Below are 26,417 nucleotides of genomic sequence, written 5' to 3'. Positions count from 1 at the left end.
CCGGGCGGCTCACCAGACGGTGAGGCCCCGGGACCGGAACTGTCCCCGCACGCGCTCGACGAGGGCATCGTCCGGCGGCCTCGTGTCGGCGAGCGTGTACGGCACGCCGAGCCGCTCCCACTTGGACGACCCCATCTGGTGGAACGGCAGCACCTCGACGCGCTCGACCGTCGGCCAGCGCGAGACGATCTCCGCGACCGCCTCGACGTTGTCGAAGCCGTCGGTGAGGCCGGGCACGAGCACGAAACGCACCCAGATCCGATTCCCCCGTGCCGAGAGGCGGTCCCCGAAGGCGACGGTCGGCGCGAGCTCGCGCGTCGTCACCTGCCAGTAGGTCTCCGCGAGCCCCGACTTCACGTCGAGGAGCACGAGGTCCGTGTCGTCGAGGAGCGCATCGGAGGCACGCGCGCCGAGGTTGCCCGACGTGTCGAGCGCCGTGTGCACCCCCATCGCGCGGCACGCCGCGAAGATCCGTTCCACGAACGTCGGCTGCATGAGCGGTTCGCCGCCCGAGATGGTGAGACCTCCCCCGGTCGCCGCGAACACCGACCGGTAGCGCGCCACGCGCTCGACGATCGTGTCGAGGGTCGTGTGCGTGCCGTCGCGCATGTGCCACGTGTCGGGGTTCTGGCAGTACTGGCAGCGCAACGGGCAGCCCGAGAGGAAGAGCGTCATCCGCGTTCCGGGGCCGTCGACGGCCGTCACGAGTTCCCACGAGTGCACGATCCCGGCGTCGCCCGTGCGCCGGGCCTCGAGTTCCGGTGACCGAGCAGGCTCTCTTCCGAGGCCCACGGGGATCCGAGTCCTGGTCGTCACGGTGTCCGCCTAGACCGAGCCGTGGAAGGTGCGGCTGATGACGTCGCGTTGCTGCTCCGGTGTGAGCCGGACGAAGTTCACGGCGTATCCCGACACCCGGATCGTGAGCTGCGGGTAGTTCTCGGGGTGTGCCATCGCGTCCTCGAGCGTTTCGCGTGTGAGCACGTTGACGTTGAGGTGGTAACCGCCCGCGCCCGTGTAGGCGTCGAGCAGGCCCACCAGGTTGTGCGCCCGTTCCTCCGGTGTGTGGCCGAGGCCGGTCGGGACCACCGTCGTCGTGAGGGAGATCCCGTCCTGAGCGGACTCGTATGGCAGCTTCGCGACGCTGAGCGCCGACGTGAGCATGCCGTGCGTGTCTCGACCGTTCATGGGGTTGGCTCCCGGGGCGAACGGGGCACCCGCGCGGCGACCGTCCGGCGTGTTGCCCGTGGTCTTGCCGTAGACGACGTTCGACGTGATCGTGAGCACCGACTGGGTGTGCACCGCATCGCGGTAGGTCGGGTGGGTCCTGAGCATCGCCATGAAGCGTTCGACCACCTCGACCGCGATGTCGTCGGCCCGATCGTCGTCGTTCCCGAAGGTGGGGAAGTCCCCCTCTACCGCGTAGTCGACGACGAGTCCGCGGTCGTCGCGGACCGCCGTGACGCGGGCGTAGCGGAGGGCGGACAGCGAGTCGACGACCACCGACAGGCCGGCGATCCCGCACGCCATGGTGCGGAGGACCTCCCCGTCGTGCAGCGCCATCTCGAGCCGTTCGTATGCGTACTTGTCGTGCATGACATGGATGCAGTTGAGCGCGTCGATGTACACGCCGGCGAGCCATTCGAGCAACTCGAGGTAGGCGGGCCACACGGTGTCGTAGTCGAGGACGTCGCCAGCGAGGGGCTCGCGCCCCGGGACCACGAGTTCGCCGGTCAGTTCGTCGCGCCCGCCGTTGACCGCGTAGAGCAGCGCCTTCGCGATGTTGACGCGGGCTCCGAAGAACTGCATCTGCTTCCCGACGCGCATGGGTGAGACGCAGCACGCGATCGCCGCGTCGTCGCCCCAGCTGTCGCGGATGAGGGCGTCGGACTCGTACTGGATCGCCGAGGTGTCGATCGACACGCGAGCGCAGAACGTCTTGAACCCCTCGGGGAGCGCATCCGACCAGAGAACGGTGAGGTTCGGTTCCGGAGCGGGTCCGAGGTTGTAGAGGGTCTGCAGGAACCGGAAGGCGGTCCGGGTGACGAGGGGGCGTCCGTCCTCTCCGATCCCTCCGATGGTCTCGGTCACCCAGGTGGGGTCGCCCGAGAAGAGGGCGTCGTACTCCGGCGTGCGGAGGAAGCGCACGATGCGCAGCTTGATCACGAGATCGTCGATGAGCTCCTGCGCCTCGGTCTCGTCGAGGAAGCCCTCGGCGACGTCCCGTTCGATGTAGGCGTCGAGGAACGCCGTGTTCCGTCCGAACGACATCGCGGCGCCGTTCTGCTCCTTCACCGCCCCGAGGTAGGCGAAGTAGAGCCACTGCACGGCCTCCCGCGCGTTCGCGGCCGGCCTCGAGACGTCGAAACCGTAGGACGCGGCCATCGCGATGAGCTCGCGGAGCGCGCGGATCTGTTCGGCGTTCTCCTCGCGGTCGCGGATGACGTGTTCGGAGGAGGTCAGCTCGTCGAGCCGGGCGCGCTCCTCTCGCTTCGCCTCGATGAGTCGATCGACTCCGTAGAGCGCGACCCGGCGGTAGTCGCCGATGATGCGTCCGCGGCCGTAGGCGTCGGGCAGACCGGTGATGAGGTGGCTGTGGCGCGCCCGCTTCACGGCCGGCGGGTACACGTCGAAGACACCGTCGTTGTGCGTCTTGCGATACGTCGTGAAGATCTTCTCGAGATCGGCCGGCACCTCGTAACCGTAGGTCTCGAGGGCGTTCGCGACGAGACGCCAGCCACCGAAGGGCATGATGGCGCGCTTCAGCGGCGCGTCCGTCTGGAGGCCGACGATGATCTCGTTGGCCTCGTCGATGTATCCGGGGGCGTGGGAGGTGATCGTCGAGGGCGTCGAGGCGTCGACGTCGAGCACGCCGCGCTCGCGTTCGGCGGGGAAGAGGGCAGAGACGCGATTCCATACGGCCGTCGTTCGCGGGGTCGCACCCCTCAGGAAGGCGGCGTCACCGGCGTACGGCGTGAACGTGCGCTGGATGAAGTCGCGGAGGTCGATGCGTTCCGTCCAGGGCCCGCGGGGGAACCCGCGCCAGGCGTCGAGCGCCGTATCGGCTGCGAGCGTGTCGGCGGGGAGAGCGTCGATGGGGATCTCACTGATCGTCATGAGGCCGACGCTAGGCCTCTCTCGCGCGCGCCGACAGGGACTTTGGGCCCACCGCATCCCACGGGACGAAAGGCCCTCGTCCCGCTCCCACGGACGGCGCAGAGTCGGACGTGACGAGAGGATCACGCCGTGAGCAAGAGAGTCGACAACGACGAATGGGCCGCCCTCAAGCGTGCCCTCCGTCGCCGGATGGATGCGCGAACCGCCGCTGGACGTCGCGGGACCTTGGACCCTAGGGCCGAGCGGAGCGGCTCGGAAGACTGAGGATCACCGAGAACGACCACCCCACCGCTTCACCTCTGAAAGGAACGACACCATGACCGCCACAGCCCCTCGAGTGAGCACCACCCCTCGGACCGCTCCGCTCGAACCGCTGGCCCTCGCCACCGAGAAGAGCATCGTCACGACGGCCACCGGTCGTCGCAGCCTCGCCGTGCTCCGCCTCGCCACGGGGTTCATCTTCCTGTGGGCGTTCCTCGACAAGACATTCGGTCTCGGCTTCTCGACCCCCGTCGAGCGGGCCTGGGTCAACGGAGGCGCCCCCGCACAGGGCTTCCTCATGAGCGAGGGGGTCGTCGGTCCGTTCAAGGACGTGTTCGCGAGTCTCGCGACACCCCTCACCGACTGGTTGTTCATGGCCGGCATGCTCGGCATCGGCGTCGCGGTGATGGCGGGGATCGGCCTCCGCGTGAGCGCCGTCGTCGGCTCCCTCATCATGGTCCTGATGTACGTCGCGGAGTGGCCCTTCATGGCCAACGCCGCCTCGACCAACCCTCTCGTCGACTACCACATCATCTACGCGCTCGCCCTCATCGTGATCGCGGCCGTCTCGGCCGGCGACACCTGGGGAATCGGCGCCTGGTGGAAGAGCCTGCCCCTCGTGCGGGCGCAGCGCTGGCTCGTCTGAGTCCTCGAGGCTCTGACTCGAGGAGAAATGGACGGTGCCGCCGGGATCCCCCGGCGGCACCGTCCATTTCGTCGATCAGCGAGTCGTCAGTTCCGTGCGGCCTTCGCGGCCTTCTCAGCCTTGGCCGCCTTCTCCGCCTTCTTCTCGGCGGCGAGCGCGGCCTCCTCACGGACGGCGGCGAACGTCGCGCGCTCCGTCACGAGCCACTCCGGCATCTCCTCGAGGAGAGCCTTGATCTCGGCGGTCGTGAGCACGTCGGGGGCCTCGGCCCGGGCGAGACCGGAGTTGGAGATGCCGAGCTTGCGCGCCACCTCGGTGCGCGGGTGGGGGCCCGTGCGGCGCAATTCCGCGAGCCACTCCGGCGGGTTCGCCTGCAGCTCGACGAAGTCGTCGCGCGTCAGCGGCCCCTCCTGGAACTCGGTCGGGGCGGCGGGCAGGTAGATCCCGAGCTTCTTGGCGGCCGTCTCCGGCTTCATCGTCTGGGTCTTCTTCTGCTCACTCACGTCCCCAGGGTATCGCCTCCCCCGGCGGACTCAGCGCGTGACGTCGTGGAGGTGGTGCTCGGGGTCGTGGAGCAGGTACCGCGCGAGGGACGAAACGGTGAAGCGCGAACCGTCACCGCGGAGCGCCGTGCGCTCGAGAGCGGTGTCGGGGATGACGTCGAGCGCTGCCGTGAGCCGCTCGGCCGCCGCGACGAGATCGTCCGCCACGACCGCGGGATCCTGCGCGGCGTAGTCCTCCTCGATCGCCGTCGCGTCCTGGTCCCAGTTCGGGAACGCCGGATCATCCCGCTCGAGCATGAGGCGGAAGCGGCCGTCGAAGATCCGGAAGACGTCGCGCACGTGCGCACCGTACTCGAGGGCGGACCAGGTCCCGTCGTCCGGGCGCTCGCGCACCTCCGGCCGAGCGAGCACCGCCGGCCATGCGGCGGCGTTCGTGCGAAGGCGGTCGGGGACGTCTCGGAACGTCAGGCCCTCGGGGTCGAAGCCGCACTCGGGGCACGGCTCGTCGAGGACCCAGGTCCAGTTCTTGGTGTCGGGGACGATCGGCATGGCCGCAACGCTATCCGGACGCACACCCCCGGCACCGTCGAGGAGCCGTCAGCCGGGAGCGATTTCCCGCCATCCGTCCGAGCGCCGAGCGAGCGACGCCCTCAGCACTCGATCACGTTGACGGCGAGCCCGCCGCGCGAGGTCTCCTTGTACTTGACCTTCATGTCGGCCCCGGTCTCGCGCATCGTCTTGATGGCCTTGTCGAGGGACACCGTGTGCACGCCGTCCCCGCGGAGCGCGATCCGCGCGGCGTTGACGGCGGTGTTGCTCGCGATCGCGTTGCGCTCGATGCACGGGATCTGGACGAGTCCGCCGACCGGATCGCACGTGAGCCCGAGGTGGTGCTCGATCCCGATCTCCGCGGCGTTCTCGACCTGCGCCGGGGTGCCGCCGAGGACCTCGCACAGCCCTCCGGCCGCCATCGAGCACGCGGAACCCACCTCGCCCTGGCACCCGACCTCCGCGCCCGAGATCGACGCGTTCTCCTTGAAGAGGATGCCGACGGCGGCCGCGGCGAGCAGGAAGCGGACGACTCCGTCGTCGTCGGCGCCGCGCACGAAGCGCGTGTAGAAGTGCAGCACGGCCGGCACGATCCCCGCGGCCCCGTTCGTCGGCGCCGTGACGATGCGCCCACCCGATGCGTTCTCCTCGTTCACCGCGAGGGCGAAGAGGTTGACCCACTCCGTGGGGTTCGGCTCGCCGTCGACGGCCTCGGCGGTGAGCTGGCCGAACAGTCGGGGGGCGCGTCGCGGGACGCGGAGCCCGCCGGGCAGCACGGTCTCCTCCGTGGTGCAGCCGGCGATCACGCAGTCCTGCATCGTGCGCCAGATCGAGAGCAGGCCGCTGCGGATCGCGTCCTCGTCGCGCCAGGTGCGTTCGTTCGCGAGCATGACGTCGCTGATCGACAGTCCCGTGCGTCCGCAGTGCCCGAGGAGCTCGACCCCCGTCGTGAAGGGGTTCGGCACGTCCCCGTCGCGCACGACGACACGGTCGGCTCCCACCGCGACCTCGTCCACGACGAAGCCGCCCCCGACGGAGTAGAAGATCCGCTCCCGCAGGAGCGACCCGTCGCCGTCCCATGCGGCGAAGCTCATCCCGTTGGGGTGCGCGGGGAGCGAGCGACGACGGTGCATGATGAGATCGTCCTCGCCGAACGGGATGCGGTGCCCGCCGAGGAGGGTGATCGCTCCGTCCGCGCGCACCCGATCCGCTCGCGCTCCGGCCGTCCGGGTCTCGACGGTCTCGGGTTCCTCCCCCTCGAGCCCGAGCAGCACGGCCTTCTCGGACCCGTGTCCGTGGCCCGTGGCACCGAGCGAGCCGAACAGCTCCACGCGCACGCGTCCGCAGCGCTCCAGGAGGCCGTCACGCTCGAGACCCACGACGAACCGTCGGGCCGCGCGCATCGGTCCGACCGTGTGGGAGGACGACGGGCCGATGCCGACGCTGAAGAGGTCGAACACGCTCAATGCCATGGTCGGCGCCGACCCCCTACTGGCAGACCGCCGCCCGGGCGGACTGCTCCTGCATCTGCTCGGCGGACCAGGGCAGGGACGGCTCGGGCACCGTGTTGTCGCCCGTCGCCGCGGCCGTGGACGCGTAGGACGCGAGCTCGAGGGCGAGGGACTGCGCGAGCTGCGGGCCCGCATTGGACGCGTTGAACATCACCACGACGGTGAGACCACTCGTCGGGTCGCTGAAGGCCGCCGTCGTGAACCCGGGGATGCTGCCGAACTGCCCGCGCATGGACCCGAACTGGAACGCCCCGTAGCCGTAGCTCTGCCAGGTGGGGCTGTCGCCGCCGAGCGGCACCGTGCCCCACTGCCTCTCGGCCGTCGCGTCGGAGAAGGGCGCGCCCGTCGCGAAAGCCTGCGTGAAGCGGCGCAGGTCGTCCGCCGTGGTCACGGCACCACCCGCCGCACCGAGCATCGACGGGGAGAGCTCGCTGATGTCCTTCGGGGAGGCGCAGTCGCCCCCCACCACCTGGTACCCGTGCGGTGCCGGATCCGGGAGCTCCGTCGTCGAGGCGCTGGGCATCCTCGACTCCGACATCCCGATCGGTCCGAAGACGTACTCCTGGTAGAGGGACGGGAGCGACGCGTCGCCCGCGTTCTCGAGCGCCATCCCGAGCAGGACGTAGCCGGTGTCGTTCAGGGAGTAGCCGGTACCGGGGGCGGCGTCACCCGAGCGCGCGAGCCCGTCGGTCACGAGTTCCTCGACCGCCCAGGATCGCGTGGGGTTGCTGATGAACTGGCCCTGGAAGGTGCCGCGGTAGTCGCCCACCCCCGATGTGCTCTGGCAGAGCTGACCGAGGGTGATGCCGTCGACCCCCAGCAGGGCGACGTAGTCGGAGACGAGATCGTCGAGGGCGACGCGGCCGTCGTCGACGAGACCGAGCAGCACCGTGCAGGTCATGGACTTCGTCGTGGCCGCCGCTCGGAAGTGCATGTCGGTCGTCATGGGCTCGTCACCACCCGCCTCGGTGGTGCCGTAGGCCTCGAGATGGAAACCGGACCAGGGTGCCCACACGCCGACGATCGCACCGGGAGACGCCGCGAGACCCATCGCACGCGTGACGGCGTCGTCGATCCGCGTCGAGACGTCGTCCGGGAGCGCCGTGTCCGCCTGCGTCGGCAGGTCCACGGTGACGGACCCCTCCGACGAGCATCCCGCGAGGGCGAGCAGGGACGTTGCGATCGAGACCGCCAGAAGGCGACGACCGACACCAGATCCGAAACGCACGTTTCCTCTTCCCCCACTTGCCCTGAAGAGCGATTCTACCGGCGTGTCGGCGACCGGACCGGCTCGATGGACCCGACCGTGACCGCACCGTTAGATCCGACTAAGCTTCGCCGCCGCCGCCGCCGCCGCCGCCGCCGCCGCCGCCGGCCCGCGGCATGGTAGCCCACGGCGGCCGGGCCCGTGAAGGGGACGCGATCGCCGAACGCGCGCTGGGAGGATCGATGCAACCCGCCGATCGATCGCCTCCGAACCCACAGTCCATCTGTGAGGACCGTCGGGAGCGACTCGGCGCACCAAGGAGGAACAGCCATGCGATCATCCGTCAACCGCCTCGTCGCCACCATCTTCGGCGTCGTCTACCTGCTCGTGGGAGTGCTCGGCTTCACCGTGAGCGGCCAGGCCGGCTTCATCGACACCGAGGGCGGACTGCTCCTCGGCATCTTCGAGGTGAACCCGCTGCACAACATCGCCCACCTGCTGATCGGCGCCGCGCTGCTCATCGGGGGCCTGTCCAGCACGGCGGCGGCGAAGACCGTCAACACCGTCGTGGGCGTCGTGTACCTGCTGCTCGGCATCGTCGGCTTCTTCATCGTCGACTCCGCCCTCAACATCCTCGCCCTCAACACCGCTGACCACTTCCTGCACCTCGGTAGCGCGATCGTGCTGCTCGGAGCAGGACTCGGCGCCGACAAGAACACCCGCACGCGCACCGTCTGACACGGCGCACGACGAGGAAGGGAGAGGACGGAGTCGCCATGTCGAAGAATCTGAGCGTCCTCGTAGCCATCGCGACCCTGGGGTCAGGGCTCGTGCTCCTCGCTATCGGCGCGGGCGCGCCCCTCCCCCTCCTCGTCGTCTTCGTCGCGATCGGGGTGGCCGAGCTCGCCTGGGCCGTCGCGACGCTGCGGACCGATCGAGTGCCAGCACCCCGGATCTTCCTCGGGGTGGTGCTCGTGCCTCTCGCGGTGTGGGCGGCGAGCCTGGCCCTCGGGGCCGCCGCATCGCTGCCGATCGGGCCGCTGGCCGCCGCTTCGGCTCTCGGCGTCTCGGTCGCGGCGATCGTCGTCGTGACTCAGCGCCGGTCGCGGGAGGCCGGGACACGCGCCGGGCCGCCCGCGACCGGCGCGGTGGTCGACCCGGCGGTGGATCCCACGGCCGAACACCCGTGGCGCTTCATCGGGACACTCGCGGCGTCCGCGGCGATCGTGGCCGGCATCGTGACACCCGCCCTGTCGGGGACGTGGGCCGGTCAGTACGCCGTACCGCACGGTTCGCACGAGGTCCCCGGCCTCGAGATCGACGAGCACGGCGGGCACTGATCGCGTCGGTCTCGACGCACGGGCGGCGGATCAGGTCGGGTCAGGCCTGCGGCCGGGAGCGGCGGACGTCGGCCATGAAGCGCTGCACGTCCGTATCCACGATGATGTCCGCCGGTCGGAGCGGCCTCGACAGGTACAGGCCGTCGAGCGACGTGAGGCGCGAGAGCGCGACGTATGTCTGGCCGGGGCTGAATGCCCGCTGGCCCAGGTCGACGATCGCGCGATCGTACGTCTTGCCCTGGCTCTTGTGGATCGTCACGGCCCACGCGAGCCGCAGGGGGAACTGCGTGAACTCGGCGACGATGTCGCGCTTCAGCTGCTTCGTCGTGGCCGAGTAGCTGTAACGGTAGCGCTCCCACGTGGCGGGCTCGACGTCGAACTCCTCGCCGTCGACGTCCACTCGCACGTTCCCCTTGATGCGCGTCACGGTGCCGATCGTGCCGTTCACCCACCGCATACCGCCCTCGCCGGCCGTGTCGTTGCGGAGGAACATCACCTGGGCACCCACCTTGAGCGCGAGCGCCTCCTCTGCAGGGAAGTTGCGGCCGCCGAAGTCGCCACTCACCTCGGCGTCGGCGGTGAGGGCCGTGCCCGGCAGTCTCTCGAGCGCGACCCTGTTGATGCGCGTGACGGCGTCGTTGCGAGAGGCGAGGGTGATCACGCCGTCATCCGGCGGTCGACGGGCGCCCGTCTCGTTGAGCACTCCCGCGATCTCCGCCGTCACCTGACCGTGCCGGACCGCGTTGAGCATGAAGCGGAAGTCCTCGTCGTGCTGCCGGTGGATCTCGCGCAGCTCGACGATCCGCAGGTCCGTCTCCTGCCACACCCGGGCGTCGAAGAACCACATCGACCGGTAGGTGTCCTCGAAGTAGGCGCGCTCATCGCCGTCCCCCGGCACCGGGGCGAGCTGGTACGGGTCGCCGAACATCACGACCTGCACACCGCCGAACGGCTCGAGGGGACGCTGCCGCGCCTGGCGGAGACTGCGGTCCATCGCATCGACGAGGTCGGCGTTGACCATCGAGATCTCGTCGATCACGAGGGTCTCGATCGCGTTCAGGAGCTTGCGCAACTGCGGATTCTGGTCGATCGGGTGATCCGCGATGACACCGATCGGCAGCCGGAAGAGCGAGTGGATGGTCTGGCCGCCGACGTTGAGAGCGGCGACCCCCGTGGGCGCGGCGATGACGATCTGCTTCGACGTGTTCCACGACAGGTGATTGAGGAGCGTCGACTTCCCGGTGCCCGCTCGCCCCGTCACGAAGACGTGATCCATCGTCGTCTCGATCATGTCGAAGACGTCCTGCTGCTCCGCCGAGAGGGGGACCGTGGTCACGCGCACCCTCCCTCTCTGTCCTCGGTTCGGCATGTGCCGAGCCCACCCTAATCGACCGTGCGGGACCCGGTTCGGCCGCCGTGCCGAGCCCATCGCGGATCGATCACCGATGCGGTGTCATCGCCCGATCCCGCCCCGGCGTCAGTCCCTCAGCCCGTCGGCGTCCGCACGTCGCGGCCCGCGAGCGCCTCGAGACGCGCGTTGTACTCCTTGAGTTCCGCGTCGTCGTCGCGGTCCGCCGCCCGGTCGAGCCGCTTCTGGTCCTTCGTGTCCATGCGGCCCCACTGGATCGCGACGACGATCGCGAGGATCACGGTGGGGATCTCCCCGATGCTCCACGCGATGCCGCCCCCGACCACCTGGTCCTGCAGCGGGGTGGCCCCCCACGTGCGGCCCATCGCGCCGAACCAATCGGCGAGGAAGAGTCCCTGCGACGACATGATCGTGAGGCCGAAGAACGCGTGCGACGCCATGGTCGCGAGCAGCAGGAAGAGGCGAAGCGGGTAGGCGATGCGGTGCGGCACCGGATCGATGCCGATGAGCGCCTGCACGAAGAGGTAACCCGTCGCGAGGAAGTGCACGATCATCCACTGGTGGCCGATGTGGTCGGTCATCGCCCAGCGGAACACCGGGGTGAAGTAGAACACCCAGAGCGATCCGGCGAACAGCACGGCCGCGACCACCGGGTGGGAGAGGACCCCCGCGTACTTCGAGTGCACCGCGAGGAGGATCCACTCGCGCGCCCCACGCGACGCGTCGCCGCGCTTGCGGATGGCCCGCATCGCGAGGGTCACGGGAGCACCCGGCACGAGGAGGATGGGCACCGCCATCGCGAGGAGCATGTGGCCGAGCATGTGGATGCTGAAGAGGTACTGCTGGTAGACGTTGACGACACCGCTCGTCACCCAGAAGAGCAGGAGCATGCCCGTGATCCACGAGGCGGTGCGCAGCACCGACCAGTGGTCACCCCGGCGGCGCAGCCGCACGACGCCGGCCACGTAGAAGAAGATGCCGAACGCGCAGAGGATCGCCCACAGCAGGTCGATGTTCCACGACGTGAGGTACCCGATGGGGTCGAGCGGCGGAGGGAGCGGCTCGTCCGTGAGGACCTCGGCGGGTGTGCGCACGGTCGGCAGCGTCTCGCCGATCGGGGACGCCGTGCGCGCGAGGGCCGCGGCCACTCCGGAGGCGACCCCCATGAAGCCGAGCTCGGCGACAGCGATCCACCAGAACCGACTGCGCTCGCGTCCCGAATCGGCCATGCGGCGCAGCATGATCGAGCGGTAGTACGCCCCGAAGAGCCCGAGGATCACGAGTGCCGCGACCTTCACGAGAACGAGCAGCCCGTACGGCGTCGCGAGTCGATCCAGGCTGCCGATGCGCAGCTCGGCGCTCGCGTATCCGGAGAGCGCCACGACGATGAAGCAGACGAGAGCGAGTGTGGAGTAGCGGGCGAGCACGACGGGCAGGCGGCCCGCGTCCAGGGTGGGGCGCACGACGACGATCGCGATGAGTCCGCCGAGCCACACGGCGGCGAAGAGGAGGTGCAGTCCGAGGGCGGTGATCGCGGCGTCGTGTCCGGAACTGCCGGCCGCGTGACCCTGTTGCGCCATGGGCAGCAGGCTCGCGGCCGCGAGCAGGCCGACGAAGAAGAGAGCGGTGAGATTGCGGACCGCGAAGCACAGCACCGTCACTGTGGCGGCGAGCAGGGTCGTGATGAGCCACGCCTGTCCCGCCTCGACCTCGGTGAGGAAGAACCCGAGCCGCACGCCGAAGTCGTCGTCGAGGGCGAAGGGCGTGTTGGTGATGACGAGAAAGCTGAAGAAACCGGTGAGCCCGGACGCGACCGTGAGGATCGCGGCGCTCGCGGACGCGAGATCGAGGACCTTCGGGAACTCGTCGCGCTCGGGGCTCAGCGCGAAGAGGGCGAGCGCGATCGCGCCGATGACACCGGCGGCTCCGAGGTTGACGAACATCTTGGACAGCGGCAGGCCCCACCGGGCCACGGGTCCCGCGTCACCGACGGAGAGCGGGTCGGCTCCGCCACCGACCACGAGGGCCGCGACGAGGGCGAGGGTGCCGACGAGCACGAGGGCCGCGGGCCCGAGGATACGCGTCGCACGATTCACCTCTCAAGGGTACGCGGTGCGGCCTGGGCATCGTCCGTGATGCGCCACCTCACGGTCGACGGGGCGGGTCGGAGACAACGATGGATACGCGTCGCACGATTCACCTCTCACGGGTACGCGGTGCGGCCTGGGCATCGTCCGTGATGCGCGCTCGTGCGGTGTCGCATTCTGTCGCGTCCGGCCCGCCGGGGCGACAGATTGCGCCACCTCGCGGATGTGAGGTCGGGGGCGGAGACAGCGATGGGGCGGCCGACGCAGTGCGTCGGCCGCCCCATCGGCAGCTGTTGAGCTCGGTGACTACTTGACGGCAGCCTTGAGCTTCGAGCCCGCCGAGACCTTGACCGAGTGGCCGGCCGCGATCTGGATCGTCTCACCCGTCTGCGGGTTGCGACCCGTGCGAGCGGCACGCGAGGTGCGCTCGACGGCGAGCCAGCCCGGAATGCTGACCTTGACGTCGTTGCTGACGGAGTCAGCGAGAACCGAGAACAGAGCGTCCAGAACGCCGCTCACCGCAGCCTGGCTCTGGCCCGACTCCGAAGCGATCTTTGCAACGAGCTCGGTCTTGTTAAGCGACTTATCAGCCATGAAGTGTCCTCCTCGGACTTTGTTACGAAGTACAGTCGGTTTCTCCTGTAGCGCTACCGCGACGCGAACGCCCGGCAGCCGGTCTCTCGACCGCCTCGAATGTAACAGAAAACCCCGGGATTCCGCGGAACTGCACGCTTTGCGTCAGGATCGACGTCGGCGTGTCGGCCGGATCCGGGCCCTCTCAGCCGTCGGAGGAGGGCCCGTCGAGCGTCAATCGCCGGCCGAGACCGCCCCCACGAGGTACTGCCCGCCCGAGTCGAGCACGCGGATCTGGACGGAGAACTCCCGGTCACCGGTCGTGAAGCCGCACGCGAACTCCGCCCCGGCCGACGCGCTCGGCTCCTCCGGGCAGGTCACGTCCTGCACGTCGGCGAGACCGAACTCGTCCTCGAGGACCGACTGCACGCCCTCCTCCACTGCGGCACCCGTGAAGACGGGGCGCACGAACTGCCCGCTGACCACGAGGGTGATGACGGTGGCGGCCGCCGCTCCGACGAGGGCTGCGGTAATCGCGGTGCCCCAGGCGAATCGGCGCTTCTTCGCGGCCGGGTCGGGGGTCTGGTGTCCGCCGCCTGCCGCATACGGGGAGAACACCTCGGTGTTCTGCTGTCCAGAGGACGAGGTGCTCTGCGTGGTCGTGGGATAGGACGAGGTCGAGTGCTGCTGCCCCGGCCCTGCCGCATACTGCACTGGATAGCCGGGGCCCTGCTGCACGGGGCCCTGCTGGGTGGGTCCCTGCTGCGTGGGGCCCTGCTGCGAGGGGCCCTGCTGCGTGGGAACGAATCGCTCGGTCGGGGCCGTGGAGCCGGTCGGGGCCGTCGCCCGCGGGTACTGCTGCGTCGGCTGGGGAGTCGATGACGATGGGGCCGCTGCCGATGCGGCTGATGCCGGAGCGGCCGACGCAGGAGACGGGGAGGCCGGGGTCGCCGCGGACGTCGCGGGCCTATACGTCGACGCCGGCGGCCGGTCCTGCTGGCCTGGACCGGACTGACCCTGACCCGACTGACCCTGACCCCGACCCTGACCCTGACCCGACTGACCCTGACCCGACTGGTGCTGAGCCTGACGTGGCTGGTTCTGGCCCTGGTCCTTGCCCTGGTTCTGGCCCTGCTGACCCGGGTTGTACTGACCGGCGTTGTACTGACCGGGGTTGTACTGCCCCGAGCCCTGCTGGCCCTGACCGTACGGGCTGGCATTCTGCTGGCCAGGGTTCTGCTGTCCCTGGCCGTACGGGCTCGGGTTGTGCTGTCCCTGGTTGTACGGTCCCTGTCGCTGTCCCTGCTCGGGAGCGCGATTCCCCGGCGCCCACTGATTCGGGGCGGCCTGCGGCTGACCCGACTGCGGCGGGCCCACCTGGGCCTGCGACGGGCCCACCTGGGCCTGCGACGGGCCACGATAGGCCTGTCCGGCGGCAGGTGGAGGTCCTGCCGGGTTCTGCTGCCCCGGCGATGACTGTCCGGTCGTCGGCGCCCGGCCATCACTCGACGGCGTCGGAGCGGGCGGTGCTGGCGGTGCTGGCGGTGCTGGGTACTGACGCGCCTGCGCCTCACGCTGCGCCTGGGCCTCACGCTGCGCCTGAGCCTCACGCTGCGCCTGCTGCCACGCCTCCTGCTCGTTCCCGGATCCTGTCGGGGTGCGGCCGTCACTCATCTCTCAACCTCTGGATCTCTTCGTAGAAAGCGTCGACGTCGGATGCGTCGATCGTCGTGACATCGAATGGCGACGGTGCCGCGGGGACCTCGTCCTCGTCCACCGCTCCGGTCGACTCGAACCCGACGAGGAGACGACCGCTCTCACCGCCGAGGGGAGCCGACAGCTCGAGGGCCGTGAACGCACCCTCCGCATCGCTCTGGATGGTGATCGTGGCCACCGACCCCTCGTCGACGGTCTCCGCGTCGACCAGACCGGACGGCAACGCGAGCGTGCCCGCCTGGGCCGCGAGGTTCGCGAGGGATGTCGTCACGCTGATGCGCGATACGCCCGCGTCATCGGTGGACAGGTCATAGATCGGTGCCTCGTTGCCCTCCTCCGCCGCGAGGGCGGCGGTCGCTCCGCAGAAGATGCGACTGGCCGGGAGCAGGCACGGGTCGTCCTCGGCGCCGATCACCGTGGGCACCTCGGTCCACAGCGTGGGACTCAGTTCGGAGAACATCGATCCGAGGAGGAGGAAATCCGTGTCGGATCCGCCCTCGTGATACAGATCGATCGTGTCACCCTCACGGCTGGAGCTCTCGCGGACCACGACGGTCGCGGGCTCGCCCACGAGGGTCACCTCGCGGGTCAGATCGAATTCATCGGCACCGCCGAGGATCGAGACGTACTCGAGGCCGGCGAGGTCGGAACCACTGGAGAACTGCTCCGTCGCGGCAGCCATCCGCTCCTCGAAGGTGGTCGCGAGGAACTGCTGGCGGGCCGCCGTGTCGGCGTGGGCCTCGCCGTCGACCTCCTCGGTCGCACAGCCGCTCACCCCGGCGACCACGACGACCGCGAGAGCTCCTGCGGCGAGCAGGCGAGCGCGGCCCCTCACGCCCCTCCCCCCGCCTGGTTGTACAGAGCGAGGGCGACTTCGCCGAGCGCGGCGCTCAGGAGCTTGCCGCCACCGCCCCGTGAATTCGATCCGATGAGGTAGCCCGCGCCCGTCGTGGAGTCGAACTTCGTGAGCCAGGCGCCGCCGGAGCATCCGCCCGTCATGTCGCAGTTGAGGACGTAGTCGTTGGTGTACCGGTCGGCGACGTTGCTCGCGGAGCAGTAGCGCTCCGACATGCCGTCGAAGGGGGGAGCCGCCGGGTAGCCGATGGAGAGCACGCCATTGAGTTCGCCGCCGAAGGAGATTCCCTGGCCCCCGGTCACGTCCTGGATCTGCTGCCCGTCGCTGTTCGCATCCATGGTGAGGAACGCGAAGTCGTAGTACCAGCCATTGCCCGCCGTGCGGCCGCTCGCGTCGGCCTCGGCCTGTTCGATGAACTCCTTCGGAGCGAAGATCTTGTTCGCGTACCAGATGCCGTAGGGCGTCTCCTCCATCTGGTTGCGATCCGCCGGGACGAACTGGAGCTTCTGGGCGTACCGCTTGCTGAAGGCGTCGTAGACGCAGTGCGCCGCCGTTGCGACGATGTTCTTTCCCGCCGAGTTCACGACCGTGGCCGAGCACACGTAGGCGGACTGGTCGTCGAACGCACCGTAGAGGCGGCCGTGCACCTGACCGGAGAGGCCGGGGGACGCGAAGGGGTTGCCGGCCGCCGAGTCCTGCAGGCTCTCGGGGTCGACGTCTTCCACAGGCCCCGTCGTGGGATCGACGAGCACACCCGTGGGCTTGTCGGTGAGCGCCTCTTCGCCCTCGGGCGGCGGCTCGTAGGCCGGAGCACTCGCGTTCGAGGCGTTGTCGTCCCAGAAGTCGTTGGTGGCGCCCGGGTCGCTGTCGATGTCGATGGACTCGCCGGCGGCCAGGACGTCGACGTTGATCCCGGGAGCGCTGTCGGCCGGGACCGCTTCGCCATCGACCGTGACGGTGCAGGCCGTGAGGCCGGCGGCGGTGAGCAGCGTGGCTGCGAGCACCGCGAGTCCCCTGAATCTTCGAGTGCTGGGCATGAGGCGATGCTAACAGCCGGGTCCGACAGTGGAGAGGGGCAGAACTCCCCCTCTCCGGGGAGCCGGCGCTCGCTCGTGCGGGGCCGGGAACGACGACGGCCGGCCCCCATCGGGGACCGGCCGTCGTACGTGCGAGGGGGTAGTGACTACCAGCTCGACTTGGTGATGCCGGGCAGCTCGCCTCGGTGCGCCATGTCGCGGAAACGCACACGCGAGATGCCGAACTTCGAGAGGTGTCCACGGGGGCGACCATCGATCGCGTCGCGGTTGCGGAGACGGACCGGCGACGCGTTGCGCGGCAGCTTCTGCAGTCCGAGACGAGCGGCCTCGCGGGCCTCGTCGGTGGCGTTGGGGTCGACGAGCGTCTTCTTGAGCTCGAGACGCTTCGCGGCGTACCGCTCCACGATGACCTTGCGCTGGTTGTTCTTGGCGATCATGCTCTTCTTGGCCATGGTTTAGCGCTCCTCTCGGAAATCGACGTGCTTGCGGATGACGGGGTCGTACTTCTTGAGCACGAGACGGTCGGGGTCGTTACGACGGTTCTTCTTCGTCACGTAGGTGTATCCCGTGCCGGCCGTCGAACGGAGCTTGATGATCGGACGTACGTCCTGCTGCTTCGCCATTAGATCTTCTCCCCACGTGCGAGGACGTCCTTCACGACGGCTTCGATGCCACGGGCGTCGATGACCTTGATGCCCTTGGCGGACAACGTGAGGGTGACGTTACGACGAAGGGACGGCACGTAGTACGTCTTCTTCTGAACGTTCGGGTCGAAACGACGCTTGGTGCGCCGGTGCGAGTGCGAAATGTTGTGTCCGAAGCCGGGAACGGCTCCGGTCACCTGGCACACTGCTGCCATTGGTTATCTCCTGTCGATACCGCGGAACGAGTGTTCCGCCCAAGATCTCTTGTCGGCGCGACTCAACACCCGAGTGATTCTGATGGGGGTTGTCGCACGTGCATGGACGAAAGGAGTCCGCCCAGCCAAGGAGCCATCCTACACGGAAGCGGTGCCTGCCGCGAACGTGACCCTCAAAGAGGGACGCGCGAGCCGAGTCGGGTGTGCGCCACGATCATCGAATGCCCGCTACCGACCCGACCGCCGTCGTGCCGCTCGCCGCATCGGATGCATCGTCGCCCACGGTACCGGCTGCGAACACGAACGCCAGCACAAGGACCGGCGCCGGATTCGCCCCCATCCTCCCGCCCGCGGCACCGATCTCTCCGGCACCGACCTCCTCCTGGGCCACGTGGGGCGCGTACCCCGCCGTTGCGGCACCGTCCGCGCACATCGCCCCACCTCGTGTCGCGCCAACGCACCTCGCTCCGCCTCACCTCGCTCCGCCTCACCTCGCTCCGCCTCACCTCCCACCGCTTCAGCCCGCTTCTGCTCGACCCGCGTCACCGTTCGACGCGACCGACCGACCCGGCCCCGCGCGTTCCCTCGGGGTCGCGTCCCTCGTCCTCGGCGGATTCGCGGCCCTCGGGGCCGCCCTCCCCGTGGTCAATCTCGCGAGCGCCGCGTTCGCCGCCACCGGAGCGGGGCTCGGTATCGCCGCCCTCTTCCAGTTGAGCCGGTCGCGCGGCGTCGCGCTCGCCGGCGCGATCGTGAGCGTCGTGGCACTCACGGCCTCCGTCGCGCTCGCGACGGTCTACACGGGAGTCGCGAGCACGGCGGCGAACGGACTGTTCGGCGGGGTCGCCTCCATCCCGGCCATCGTCGACGAGTACGAAGACGAGACGATCGGGACGACGGATCCCAATGGACCGACCGGGACCGTCGGCGACCCCATCCCTCTCGGCGAGACGATCGTCGTGACTCGCAACGGCGAGACACGGTGGGAGATCACCCTGACGGAGGCGACGTACGACGCCGAGGAGGAGGTCCTCCGCGGGAACGGTGCATCGGATGTCATCCAGGACCTCACGGGCGATCCGGCCCAGTACGCGTACGTCTCCGCGGAGATCACCTACCTCGGCGAGGACGTCGCAAACCTGTATGAAGAGGTCTACGTCTGCTTCTCGACGGTCGATGAGACCTTCTACTGCACCGGTGAGGTCATGGCCATCGCCCCCGGAACCGATCTCGCCATGACGGACGAGATCGATTCAGGAGAGACGGTCGAGGGCAATTTCCTCGTGGCCATCCCTGCTGCTGCCGAGGACGACGGCCACTGGGTCGTGGCCGGCGAGTGGACGGACTTCCTGCACGTCACGACGTCCTAGCGGGATCGAGAACCCGGGGGTCCGCCGACGTGATTCGTCCCGCCACCGGCCGGGCCGCTGTCCCTTCTGGCATGCCAGCACCACCGAGGCACGCTGGCGCGACGGGGCAGGCGCCTAGGCTCGCACCCGTCCACAGACGCTCTCGGCTTCACGGATTCCCATCCGCGGACGCGGAGGGCGGTCTGGTCCTGCTCTTGGTGGTGTGGGTCCATGTCCAGTGGCCTGGACCACGGACATACGGGACTCCGTCCGGCATGGACAACTCCCACGGCCCCGAATCGATGATCTGATGGTGGCCCCAACAGAGGAGCACCCCGTTATCGGTGTGGGTCGGTCCGCCGTCTCGCCAGGGGATCACGTGGTGCACCTCGCACCAGCCAGCCGGTGTCGTGCATCCCGGAATGACGCACCCTCCGTCGCGAGCGTTGATGGCCCGCCGCTGCGACGGTGTGAAGCACCGCTGCACGGATCCCAGCGACAGCACCCGGCCACTTCCATTGAAGGTGACCTGTTGCATACCGCGAGAGTCGATGAGCCGTCCGATCGCTTCGACCGAGAGGGGAATGTCCAACCCGTCGATCGCACCGACACCCTCACCGGAGTCGAGCGCCGCCTGCGTGACCGCGACGGTGATCGCAGGGGCCGACCCGGCCAGCTCGGGCGCATCCTTCACACGCGCCGCGGCGCTGAGGATGTCGGCGAAGGTGTCGTGGCGTTTCTGGTGCGGGAATCGGTCGTCGACGTGTTCGACCATCGAGTCGGGGTCGTCGGAGAAGGAGACCTTGCGAACGTGTGCGTCGATGAGGCGCTTCAGCGACGCCCCGACCTCGAGCGTGAGCAACCCATTCACGGGGATGAGCCCGTCCTGAGTCTCGCGTCCGATGGTGAACCGCCGCTTCCGCCGCGCGACCTCTTCCCGCGGGAGGACCCCCTCCGGGTCGAGGACTTCGACGAACAATTGCGCCTGTCCGCGGACGAGGTCCGCTCGCAGCGGCGGGTGCTCCGGGGTACCTGCGGCGACCTCGACGAGCGCCTCCTCTGCCTGCAGCAAGACGGCGTCGTCGACTCGACTCCCGACACCATCGAGGGCGTCGATGAGGATCGTCGCGACGTCGATGCTGAGGTTCCCCGCGAACACAGACGCCGCGATCGCGGGGTGCGTGCAACCCGTCTCCGCACCCGTCAGCGAGACCCCGGAGTTCAACGATTCGCCGACGCGGATGCGTCGCTTCGCGTCCCGGTCCGCCGCTGACGTGATCATCGCGACGGCATCCACCGCGGACGCGTAGCCGAGGGCGCCGAGCGTGTCGATGGGGCCCTGCGTACGCTTCTCCGCCTCACCCGCCAGAGCGATGCGGGCGGCGTCCACGAGCCGACCGAGGTCCTCGACCTCCCGCAGCGCGGCGATGTACTCGGAGGCCGACAACCGCGCGGGTGCGAGCGTGCCGACGGGCTCGGCGAGGGCCGAGATCGCGGTCGCGATCCCGTCTCGAAGTGCCGTCCCGTGGGTGCTCATACGTCTAGTGAACAGCACACCACCGACATTCGGACGGTATCCGGAAAAGGAGTCGATCTCTCGACCGAATCCACCCTGTGGACGACAGGTGGGCGCGGGATCCGAGATGGTTGCCACTCTTCGGCGGGCCCCGAGGACCACCATCGAGGGCTACATGTCCACCCCGAGGGCGCCACCTCTAGGTGGCGCCCTCGCTCGGGAGTAGCCCCCTGGGGAATGCGGGAGACCCGGGTACGTTGGGGTTCTCGTGCACACTCTCGACGGAACGACTCCATGACCTCCACCGACGCTCAGGTCGGCTTCCGCTCCGATCGCGGCCCCATCCTCGTCGCCCTCATGCTCGCGACGGGGCTCATCGCGATCGAGTCCACGATCATCGCGACCGCGGTGCCGTCGATCGTCGACGACCTCGGCGGCTTCGCGCAGTTCCCGTGGCTGTTCTCGATCTACCTGCTCGCGCAGGCGGTCTCGGTACCCGTGTACGCGAAACTCGCCGACACGATCGGCCGCACCCCCATCATCCTCACGGGCATCGGTCTGTTCCTCGTCGGCTCCATCCTGTGCGGGTTCGCCTGGGACATGACCTCCCTCATCATCTTCCGGGCGGTGCAGGGACTCGGAGCCGGCGCTGTGCTCCCTGTCTCGGTCACGATCGCCGGTGACATCTACTCGGTGCGCGAGCGGGCCAAGGCGCAGGGCTACCTCGCGAGCGTCTGGGCGATCTCCTCCGTCGTGGGCCCGACCCTCGGCGGGCTCTTCTCCCAGTACCTCGACTGGCGCTGGATCTTCTTCGTCAACATCCCCCTGTGCCTCCTCGCCGCCTTCATGATCAAGCGCAACCACAAGGAGAGCATCGAGCGCACCACGCACCGCGTCGACATCGCGGGCGCCTCCGTCCTCACCGTCGCGCTCACCCTGATCATCCTCGCCGTGCTCGAGGGCGGGAACGCATGGGCGTGGAACTCATGGCAGAGCATCGGATCGTTCGCCATGGGCGCCGTGCTCCTCGTGATCTTCGGACTGATCGAGCACCGCGCGGCCGAACCCGTGCTGCCCCTGTCGCTCTTCCGGCGCCGACTCATCACGACGACCTCGCTCATCTCCCTCGGCGTCGGCGCGATCCTCGTGGGGCTCACCTCGTTCGTCCCGACGTTCCTCGAGGTCTCCGCCGACGCGACCCCGCTCATCGGCGGTCTCGCCGTGGCGGCCCTCACCCTGGGGTGGCCCGTGGCCGCCTCGCAATCGGGGAAGATCTACCTGCGGATCGGCTTCCGCCCCACGGCCCTCATCGGTCTCGCCATCTCGGTGATCGGGGCCGTCATGCTGTGGACGACGGCGGAGACACCGAGCCCGTGGCTCGTCGCCGCGTCGTGCTTCGTGGTCGGACTCGGGCTCGGTCTCGTCGCCACCCCCACGCTCATCGCCGCCCAGTCGTCCGTCGACTGGGAGGAGCGTGGCGTCGTCACCGGCACGAACCTCTTCATGCGCTCGATCGGCAGCGCCGTGGGCGTCGCGATCTTCGGGGCGATCGCCAACTCGATCATCGCCCGGTCGGGCGGCGAGGAATCGGCCGCCGCCGTGCAGGCGGGCTCGAGCGCGGTCTTCCTCGCCGTGGTCGTCGCGGCCGTCGCGACGATCGCCGCCGGCATCATCATGCCGTCGGTGAGGGCTCCGCAGAGCTGATCCGAGGGCGTCGGCCAGGTCCCGAGGGCACTAGCTCTCCGTGGCGCCCTCGGGCCTCGTGAGGGCCGGCGTGGCCGGGCCGGAAGGGCGGGAGGGCGGGCATCAGCCGCCCGTGAACTCCGTGACCCGCGGAGAGGCCGGGGTCCCCGCGACGGCGCACGAGAAGACACCCTCGTTCGTCGTTCCGTTGTCAGCCGTCACCGTGCCGATGAGGTCGACGGTCCACTGGTCGCCGTTCTGCCGGACGACCTCGGGGCTGTAGTCGTTCCACGTCGAGGCGTCGGGGTCGAACCCGGCGGCCTCCGTCTTCTTCCGGTGGAAGGCGATGCACGCATCGTAGGCCGTCTCGCCGGTCCACGTCGCTGCGGGCGTGGGAGCCGTCGTCTCGGTCGGCGCCGGGGTCGGCTCGGGAGACACCGACGGAGCCGGTGCCGTGGCGCTCGGGGTCATGCTCGGTGTCGAGGTGGCGGCGTCGGTCGAGACGGACCCGGCCGTCCCGTTCCCACATCCGGCGAGCGCGATGACCAGCGCGAGCGCCGACGTCACGAGCAACGGTCGCTTGTCCATGAGTCCCCCTGAGATCCTCGTGCGGCACGATGGCCGCTGACCCCAGGGTAACCGGGCGCCGCCTAGTCCGTGGGCGGACGCGCGCACCACGGGAGGTCGAAGCCGTCGACGGAGGACCGCACCTCCGCGCTCGCCCGATCGATGATGAGTGTGGAGGTGCCGCGCGGCATCGGGAGGATCGGGTACAGGTCGCTGCCGAGCTCCGCCTGGTCCTGCGCCTCGACCACAGCGACGAACTGCCCGTTCGGCGAGGCGCAGACCTGGAGCACCGACGAGCTTCCGTCGTTCACGCGGTACAGCTCACGCGAGACCCCGTTCGCGACGAGCACGACGGACTGCGTGAGCGCGCCGCTCTCGAGGTCGTAGTCGGAGTAGATGCGCGCGTACCCCGTCGCGGAGAGCGAGGCGAGTTCGCCCGGCGTGCCGACCACGTCGGACGGCACCGGGAACGGGGATTCGTCGCCCGTGAGCAGGTCGACGAGCACGATCGCGTCGACACGTTCGATGATCGCGGTCTGCTCGCCCGCGACGAAGCCCTGGATCTGGAGCGCGTTGCCGAGGATGAGGGGGTCCCCCGGGGTCACGACATCGGCCGCCACGAGCTCGTCGTCGAAGGTCCGCAGGAGGACCGACGTCGTCGACGGGACGAAGGACCACTGCGTGACGTTGGTCTCGTCCGCTCCCGTCGCCTCCACGCGCTGCGGCTCGTTCCCGGCCTTCAGCTGTACGACGTAGAGCCCGCTCTCGATGCTCGTCGCGGTCCCCGCGTCCTGCGAGTAGAGGAAGCCGACGAGGAACTGGCGCGCGGACGACTGGAGCTGCTCGAGGCGCCCGTCGCCCGGCAGCGGGATCTCCGTCGGGTCCCCGCCGCCGACGGGCACACGCAGCAACTCGGAATGGTCGTCGTCGGTGATGGTCGCGACGACGATCTCGTCGCCGATGAGCTCGAACTGCTGGATGCGCGGCGCCGTGAACACGGGTTCGGGGTCGGACCCCGCGATGTCGGTGCGCACGATGTGATCGTCGCCCGCGTCGTCCCGCTGCAGGACGTAGAGCGGCGGTTCGCCGGTCGTGAAGGCGTAGTCGAACGTCGACAGCGGCGTCGATCCCGGGGAGCGGACGTCCGTGACGGTCACCGAGTAATCGGTGTCGTACTCGAGCACCGCGTCGAAGCGCACGAGGATCGATGTGCCCTCCGTCTGCACGGTGATCGGCACGGCGGGCTCGACCGTCACGTCGTCGGCCGAGATCTCACGCACCGGCCGGTCGGCGTAGAGGATGAGGCGAGCGCCCGAGTCGCTGACGGTCGACGGTACGTCGATGTCCACGCGCGCGAGCTGCGGCCCCTGCAGGAGACCCACCGCTCCGGCGCCGATGGCGACGACCACGAGGGCGATGATCGTCGCGGCGAGGGTGCGACGGAAGACTGTCCGGCGGCGTTGCTCGGAGCGGCGCGCCCGGTCACCCGTCGCGCCCGGCCCGTTCCGCGCCCGCGAGATCCCGCGCGCCTCCGTCCCCCCGCGGACCTCAGTACTCATAGGGGACGTCCGGCTCGGGCGTCGGGTCCACCGATTCGGGCGCCACTGAGACGGGGCTCCCCGCCGATGAGTCAGGGGCGGTCGCGAAGGACCCGTCCACGGTCACCCACGCGCCGACCTCGAAGCGCTCCTCCCAGCCCGGGGAGTAGACCGTCACGCCCACCGGTTGCGCGTCGATCGCGCAATGGCTCACGACGAAACGCGTGAGGACGAAGGAGTCCTCCGACTCGTCGCTCGCCGTGACGAAACCGATGGCCTCGAACGGTGTCGCGATGAGGCTCTCCGGGTGCGTGCTCTGCCGGAGCAGGGCCGCCCACTCCCGCAGGCCGTAGGTGGAGTAGTCGGCGTCCGCGGCGAGCTGCACGGTCTGGTCGGTCGCGTCGGTGAGCAGGAGTCCACCGTTGACGTCGCGGATCTCGGCGACCGATGCGCTGAGCGCGCGCGGCGGGAGCACGAGGAACGCGAGCGCGAAGATCGCGCAGAACGCGGCGGTCGCCACCCCGAGCACACCGGAGAGCACGCGGCGGGTGGGGCGGGGATCCCCCGTGAGTGCGGACGTGGAGCCGTCGACCTCGTGCACGAGGTCGTCGAGGTGAGGATGCTCGTGCTCGTGGTCGTGCTCGTGCTCGTGATGGTGGTCGTGGCGCACCCGTGGGCGGGCGAGCACGGCGACGCTCAGCACGACGGCGATCGACGACATCGTCGCGATGAAGGGAGTGTTCCCCGGGTTCACGTAGATCGCGAGCTGCCCGGTCACCGTGAGCCACAGCGCGCAGACGCTCATGACGAGGATGAGGCCGGCCCCGAGCCAGCGGGAGCCGCGCTCATTCGTCTCGTCCGATCCGTCCGTCCCGATGGCTCGGTCACGGGCGGCGTCCCGACGTCCGGTGTCAGCTGACAAGGTTCACCACCAGACCGAGTGCTCCCGTGAAGAGCACAGCTATCAGGGTGATCTGAGTGAGCGTCCGTGTCGTGAAGGTCGTGCGCATGAGGGCGAGCAGCTTCACGTCGACGACGGGGCCGAGCACGAGGAATGCGACGATCGCGCCGGGGAGGAAGGTCGAGCCGAAGCTGAGGATGAAGAAGGCGTCGACGTTCGAGCAGATCGAGATGACGAGCGCGAGCAGCATGAGCGCCGCGACCGAGAGCACCGGGTTGGTGCCGAGCGCCACGAGGGCCGAGCGCGGCACGAGTACCTGCACGGCGCCGGCGAGCGAGCAACCGATGATGAGGGCCGGCATCACGGCGCGCGCCTCCGTCTGGAACTGCTCGACGCTGCGACCGAGGCGCGTGCCGTGGGTGTGCTCCTCGCGGCGGCACGCCTCCTCGAAGGCCGGGGTGAGGAGCGACGTGGGGCGCGGGTGGCGGCTGTAGATCCAGCCGATGAGGTTCGCGAGCACGAAACCGCCGAGGATGCGCCACACGAGGATGCCGCTGTCCCACCCGAACGCCGCGTGGGTCGTGACGATGACGATCGGGTTCAGGATCGGCGCGGCGATGAGGAACGTGATCGATTCGGGCACCGTGAAGCCGCGCATGATGAGCCCGCGGGCGAGCGGCACGTTGCCGCATTCGCACACGGGGAGGAGCATGCCGAGCAGCGAGATGCACGCGCGCCGCAACACCGGGTTCGCGGGCAGGTAGCGCTCGATCACCCCGGCGGGCAACCACACCTGGACGAGGATCGAGAGCAACACGCCGAGCACGATGAACGGCAGGGACTCGATGAGCACGCTGAGCGTGAGCGTGAAGAAGTCGTTGAAGGCCTGGGGCAGGTCGAGCTGCTCGGGACTCAGCGCCCGGATCGCGACGAGGACCAGGAGCACGATCCCCGCGCCGATCGCCGGGGTGCGCCAGGAGCCCGACGGGTTGCGGACCGTCGCTCGAGCGGAGTCCGACGGCGGCACCGCTGTCGTGGTCGTTCTCGAGGGGTCGGCTGGCACCAGTCCAGGGTAGCCGCCAGGACATCGGTTCTCTCTGGGAGGGAGGACCCGTCGGGCACCGGCTCCCGCATGCCTGACCGACAATTTGTCGCTCGAGCACCGTCGCGACTCGACAAATCGACATTGTCAGGACAAACCGATCGAACTAACGTGGACCTCGATGCGGCCAGCGTCC

25 protein-coding genes are annotated in these 26,417 nt (G+C 69.3%); 5 read left to right on the top strand and 20 right to left on the bottom strand.

Annotation, left to right across the window (positions count from 1 at the left end; all coding sequences use genetic code 11):
- Nucleotides 1-9: 9 nt before the first annotated feature.
- Together pflA and pflB are read right to left on the bottom strand one after the other, a co-directional pair.
- Nucleotides 10-816, bottom strand: a complete 807-nt coding sequence (gene pflA, locus ELQ94_RS01510; protein WP_208007501.1) for a pyruvate formate-lyase-activating protein — start codon at nucleotides 814-816, stop codon at nucleotides 10-12.
- Between the two features lie 9 nt (nucleotides 817-825).
- Nucleotides 826-3,114, bottom strand: a complete 2,289-nt coding sequence (gene pflB, locus ELQ94_RS01505) for a formate C-acetyltransferase (protein WP_127046460.1) — start codon at nucleotides 3,112-3,114, stop codon at nucleotides 826-828.
- A 316-nt stretch (nucleotides 3,115-3,430) separates the two neighbouring features.
- Between pflB and ELQ94_RS01500 the strand changes: the two genes are divergently transcribed.
- On the top strand, nucleotides 3,431-4,021 hold the full coding sequence (locus ELQ94_RS01500; RefSeq protein WP_243696811.1) for a DoxX family protein: 591 nt from the start codon (nucleotides 3,431-3,433) through the stop codon (nucleotides 4,019-4,021).
- A gap of 86 nt (nucleotides 4,022-4,107) precedes the next feature.
- Here ELQ94_RS01500 and ELQ94_RS01495 read toward each other — a convergent pair whose 3' ends face one another.
- From ELQ94_RS01495 to ELQ94_RS01480, 4 genes are all read right to left on the bottom strand, one after another.
- Nucleotides 4,108-4,497 carry a DUF5997 family protein gene (locus ELQ94_RS01495; protein WP_127047240.1) on the bottom strand — a complete coding sequence of 130 codons (390 nt, stop codon included), beginning with the start codon at nucleotides 4,495-4,497 and terminating at the stop codon, nucleotides 4,108-4,110.
- Between the two features lie 57 nt (nucleotides 4,498-4,554).
- A complete protein-coding gene (locus ELQ94_RS01490) occupies nucleotides 4,555-5,073 on the bottom strand; it encodes a DinB family protein (RefSeq protein ID WP_127046458.1) in 519 nt (172 codons plus the stop codon).
- 101 nt (nucleotides 5,074-5,174) lie between these two features.
- A complete protein-coding gene (locus ELQ94_RS01485) occupies nucleotides 5,175-6,545 on the bottom strand; it encodes an L-serine ammonia-lyase (RefSeq protein WP_127046456.1) in 1,371 nt (456 codons plus the stop codon).
- Nucleotides 6,546-6,561: 16 nt separating this feature from the next.
- Nucleotides 6,562-7,812: a serine hydrolase domain-containing protein gene (locus tag ELQ94_RS01480; RefSeq protein ID WP_127046454.1), complete on the bottom strand. Its 1,251-nt coding sequence runs from the start codon at nucleotides 7,810-7,812 to the stop codon at nucleotides 6,562-6,564.
- A 309-nt stretch (nucleotides 7,813-8,121) separates the two neighbouring features.
- Between ELQ94_RS01480 and ELQ94_RS01475 the strand changes: the two genes are divergently transcribed.
- Complete coding sequence (locus ELQ94_RS01475) at nucleotides 8,122-8,529, top strand: DUF4383 domain-containing protein (protein WP_127046452.1); 408 nt, start codon at nucleotides 8,122-8,124, stop codon at nucleotides 8,527-8,529.
- A 38-nt stretch (nucleotides 8,530-8,567) separates the two neighbouring features.
- On the top strand, nucleotides 8,568-9,131 hold the full coding sequence (locus ELQ94_RS01470) for a hypothetical protein (protein ID WP_127046450.1): 564 nt from the start codon (nucleotides 8,568-8,570) through the stop codon (nucleotides 9,129-9,131).
- A 40-nt stretch (nucleotides 9,132-9,171) separates the two neighbouring features.
- Here the strand turns inward: ELQ94_RS01470 and ELQ94_RS01465 are convergent, their stop codons facing one another.
- From ELQ94_RS01465 to rpmB, 9 genes are all read right to left on the bottom strand, one after another.
- Complete coding sequence (locus ELQ94_RS01465) at nucleotides 9,172-10,467, bottom strand: ATP-dependent DNA helicase (protein ID WP_127046448.1); 1,296 nt, start codon at nucleotides 10,465-10,467, stop codon at nucleotides 9,172-9,174.
- Between the two features lie 149 nt (nucleotides 10,468-10,616).
- Nucleotides 10,617-12,596 carry a bifunctional copper resistance protein CopD/cytochrome c oxidase assembly protein gene (locus ELQ94_RS01460; protein ID WP_208007496.1) on the bottom strand — a complete coding sequence of 660 codons (1,980 nt, stop codon included), beginning with the start codon at nucleotides 12,594-12,596 and terminating at the stop codon, nucleotides 10,617-10,619.
- Nucleotides 12,597-12,893: 297 nt separating this feature from the next.
- Entirely contained in the window at nucleotides 12,894-13,181 is a 288-nt protein-coding gene (locus ELQ94_RS01455; protein WP_106562368.1) for an HU family DNA-binding protein, read from the bottom strand.
- A 213-nt stretch (nucleotides 13,182-13,394) separates the two neighbouring features.
- Complete coding sequence (locus ELQ94_RS01450) at nucleotides 13,395-14,834, bottom strand: DUF4333 domain-containing protein (protein WP_127046446.1); 1,440 nt, start codon at nucleotides 14,832-14,834, stop codon at nucleotides 13,395-13,397.
- The gene (locus ELQ94_RS01445; protein ID WP_127046444.1) at nucleotides 14,827-15,711 is read right to left on the bottom strand and encodes a hypothetical protein; all 885 of its coding nucleotides are present in this window, start codon (nucleotides 15,709-15,711) and stop codon (nucleotides 14,827-14,829) included. The genes ELQ94_RS01450 and ELQ94_RS01445 overlap by 8 nt, the downstream gene beginning before the upstream one ends.
- Nucleotides 15,708-16,769, bottom strand: coding sequence for a trypsin-like serine peptidase (locus ELQ94_RS01440; RefSeq protein ID WP_127046442.1), 1,062 nt, complete (start codon nucleotides 16,767-16,769; stop codon nucleotides 15,708-15,710). Before ELQ94_RS01440 ends, ELQ94_RS01445 begins: the two co-directional genes overlap by 4 nt.
- Before the next feature lie 146 nt (nucleotides 16,770-16,915).
- A complete protein-coding gene (gene rpsN, locus ELQ94_RS01435; RefSeq protein ID WP_106562373.1) occupies nucleotides 16,916-17,221 on the bottom strand; it encodes a 30S ribosomal protein S14 in 306 nt (101 codons plus the stop codon).
- Nucleotides 17,222-17,224: 3 nt separating this feature from the next.
- Nucleotides 17,225-17,392 carry a 50S ribosomal protein L33 gene (gene rpmG / locus ELQ94_RS01430; RefSeq protein ID WP_022897487.1) on the bottom strand — a complete coding sequence of 56 codons (168 nt, stop codon included), beginning with the start codon at nucleotides 17,390-17,392 and terminating at the stop codon, nucleotides 17,225-17,227.
- The gene (rpmB, locus tag ELQ94_RS01425) at nucleotides 17,392-17,628 is read right to left on the bottom strand and encodes a 50S ribosomal protein L28 (RefSeq protein WP_106562374.1); all 237 of its coding nucleotides are present in this window, start codon (nucleotides 17,626-17,628) and stop codon (nucleotides 17,392-17,394) included. Before rpmB ends, rpmG begins: the two co-directional genes overlap by 1 nt.
- A 221-nt stretch (nucleotides 17,629-17,849) precedes the next feature.
- Here rpmB and ELQ94_RS01420 point away from each other — a divergent pair, with 221 nt between their 5' ends.
- The gene (locus tag ELQ94_RS01420) at nucleotides 17,850-18,995 is read left to right on the top strand and encodes a hypothetical protein (protein ID WP_127046440.1); all 1,146 of its coding nucleotides are present in this window, start codon (nucleotides 17,850-17,852) and stop codon (nucleotides 18,993-18,995) included.
- 148 nt (nucleotides 18,996-19,143) lie between these two features.
- Here the strand turns inward: ELQ94_RS01420 and ELQ94_RS01415 are convergent, their stop codons facing one another.
- Nucleotides 19,144-20,511, bottom strand: a complete 1,368-nt coding sequence (locus ELQ94_RS01415; protein ID WP_166404620.1) for an HNH endonuclease signature motif containing protein — start codon at nucleotides 20,509-20,511, stop codon at nucleotides 19,144-19,146.
- Between the two features lie 273 nt (nucleotides 20,512-20,784).
- Here ELQ94_RS01415 and ELQ94_RS01410 point away from each other — a divergent pair, with 273 nt between their 5' ends.
- Nucleotides 20,785-22,194 carry an MFS transporter gene (locus ELQ94_RS01410; protein ID WP_127046436.1) on the top strand — a complete coding sequence of 470 codons (1,410 nt, stop codon included), beginning with the start codon at nucleotides 20,785-20,787 and terminating at the stop codon, nucleotides 22,192-22,194.
- Between the two features lie 102 nt (nucleotides 22,195-22,296).
- Here the strand turns inward: ELQ94_RS01410 and ELQ94_RS01405 are convergent, their stop codons facing one another.
- The 4 genes from ELQ94_RS01405 to ELQ94_RS01390 all read right to left on the bottom strand — a co-directional run bounded on the left by ELQ94_RS01405 (nucleotide 22,297) and on the right by ELQ94_RS01390 (nucleotide 26,242).
- Nucleotides 22,297-22,761 (bottom strand): hypothetical protein, encoded by a 465-nt coding sequence (locus tag ELQ94_RS01405; RefSeq protein WP_127046434.1) that lies wholly within the window; start codon nucleotides 22,759-22,761, stop codon nucleotides 22,297-22,299.
- A gap of 62 nt (nucleotides 22,762-22,823) precedes the next feature.
- The gene (locus tag ELQ94_RS01400; RefSeq protein ID WP_127046432.1) at nucleotides 22,824-24,299 is read right to left on the bottom strand and encodes a hypothetical protein; all 1,476 of its coding nucleotides are present in this window, start codon (nucleotides 24,297-24,299) and stop codon (nucleotides 22,824-22,826) included.
- The gene (locus ELQ94_RS01395; RefSeq protein ID WP_127046430.1) at nucleotides 24,289-25,200 is read right to left on the bottom strand and encodes a TIGR03943 family putative permease subunit; all 912 of its coding nucleotides are present in this window, start codon (nucleotides 25,198-25,200) and stop codon (nucleotides 24,289-24,291) included. The genes ELQ94_RS01400 and ELQ94_RS01395 overlap by 11 nt, the downstream gene beginning before the upstream one ends.
- The gene (locus ELQ94_RS01390) at nucleotides 25,190-26,242 is read right to left on the bottom strand and encodes a permease (protein ID WP_424976763.1); all 1,053 of its coding nucleotides are present in this window, start codon (nucleotides 26,240-26,242) and stop codon (nucleotides 25,190-25,192) included. Before ELQ94_RS01390 ends, ELQ94_RS01395 begins: the two co-directional genes overlap by 11 nt.
- Between the last annotated feature and the right edge of the window lie 175 nt (nucleotides 26,243-26,417).

Source organism: Labedella endophytica, from assembly GCF_003990045.1.
GTDB classification, from domain to species: Bacteria; Actinomycetota; Actinomycetes; order Actinomycetales; family Microbacteriaceae; genus Labedella; species Labedella endophytica.
Note: the sequence above shows the minus strand (reverse complement) of the source record. Positions and strands in the feature narration are given on the sequence as shown.

What these genes read in the sequence shown, in the direction of transcription:
- pflB (WP_127046460.1), bottom strand. Translation starts at nt 3,114, where the DNA reads ATGACGATCAGTGAGATCCCCATCGACGCTCTCCCCGCCGACACGCTC.
- ELQ94_RS01500 (WP_243696811.1), top strand. Translation starts at nt 3,431, where the DNA reads ATGACCGCCACAGCCCCTCGAGTGAGCACCACCCCTCGGACCGCTCCG.
- ELQ94_RS01495 (WP_127047240.1), bottom strand. Translation starts at nt 4,497, where the DNA reads ATGAAGCCGGAGACGGCCGCCAAGAAGCTCGGGATCTACCTGCCCGCC.
- ELQ94_RS01490 (WP_127046458.1), bottom strand. Translation starts at nt 5,073, where the DNA reads ATGCCGATCGTCCCCGACACCAAGAACTGGACCTGGGTCCTCGACGAG.
- ELQ94_RS01485 (WP_127046456.1), bottom strand. Translation starts at nt 6,545, where the DNA reads ATGGCATTGAGCGTGTTCGACCTCTTCAGCGTCGGCATCGGCCCGTCG.
- ELQ94_RS01475 (WP_127046452.1), top strand. Translation starts at nt 8,122, where the DNA reads ATGCGATCATCCGTCAACCGCCTCGTCGCCACCATCTTCGGCGTCGTC.
- ELQ94_RS01470 (WP_127046450.1), top strand. Translation starts at nt 8,568, where the DNA reads ATGTCGAAGAATCTGAGCGTCCTCGTAGCCATCGCGACCCTGGGGTCA.
- ELQ94_RS01455 (WP_106562368.1), bottom strand. Translation starts at nt 13,181, where the DNA reads ATGGCTGATAAGTCGCTTAACAAGACCGAGCTCGTTGCAAAGATCGCT.
- ELQ94_RS01450 (WP_127046446.1), bottom strand. Translation starts at nt 14,834, where the DNA reads ATGAGTGACGGCCGCACCCCGACAGGATCCGGGAACGAGCAGGAGGCG.
- ELQ94_RS01440 (WP_127046442.1), bottom strand. Translation starts at nt 16,769, where the DNA reads ATGCCCAGCACTCGAAGATTCAGGGGACTCGCGGTGCTCGCAGCCACG.
- rpsN (WP_106562373.1), bottom strand. Translation starts at nt 17,221, where the DNA reads ATGGCCAAGAAGAGCATGATCGCCAAGAACAACCAGCGCAAGGTCATC.
- rpmG (WP_022897487.1), bottom strand. Translation starts at nt 17,392, where the DNA reads ATGGCGAAGCAGCAGGACGTACGTCCGATCATCAAGCTCCGTTCGACG.
- rpmB (WP_106562374.1), bottom strand. Translation starts at nt 17,628, where the DNA reads ATGGCAGCAGTGTGCCAGGTGACCGGAGCCGTTCCCGGCTTCGGACAC.
- ELQ94_RS01420 (WP_127046440.1), top strand. Translation starts at nt 17,850, where the DNA reads ATGCCCGCTACCGACCCGACCGCCGTCGTGCCGCTCGCCGCATCGGAT.
- ELQ94_RS01415 (WP_166404620.1), bottom strand. Translation starts at nt 20,511, where the DNA reads ATGAGCACCCACGGGACGGCACTTCGAGACGGGATCGCGACCGCGATC.
- ELQ94_RS01410 (WP_127046436.1), top strand. Translation starts at nt 20,785, where the DNA reads ATGACCTCCACCGACGCTCAGGTCGGCTTCCGCTCCGATCGCGGCCCC.
- ELQ94_RS01405 (WP_127046434.1), bottom strand. Translation starts at nt 22,761, where the DNA reads ATGGACAAGCGACCGTTGCTCGTGACGTCGGCGCTCGCGCTGGTCATC.
- ELQ94_RS01400 (WP_127046432.1), bottom strand. Translation starts at nt 24,299, where the DNA reads ATGAGTACTGAGGTCCGCGGGGGGACGGAGGCGCGCGGGATCTCGCGG.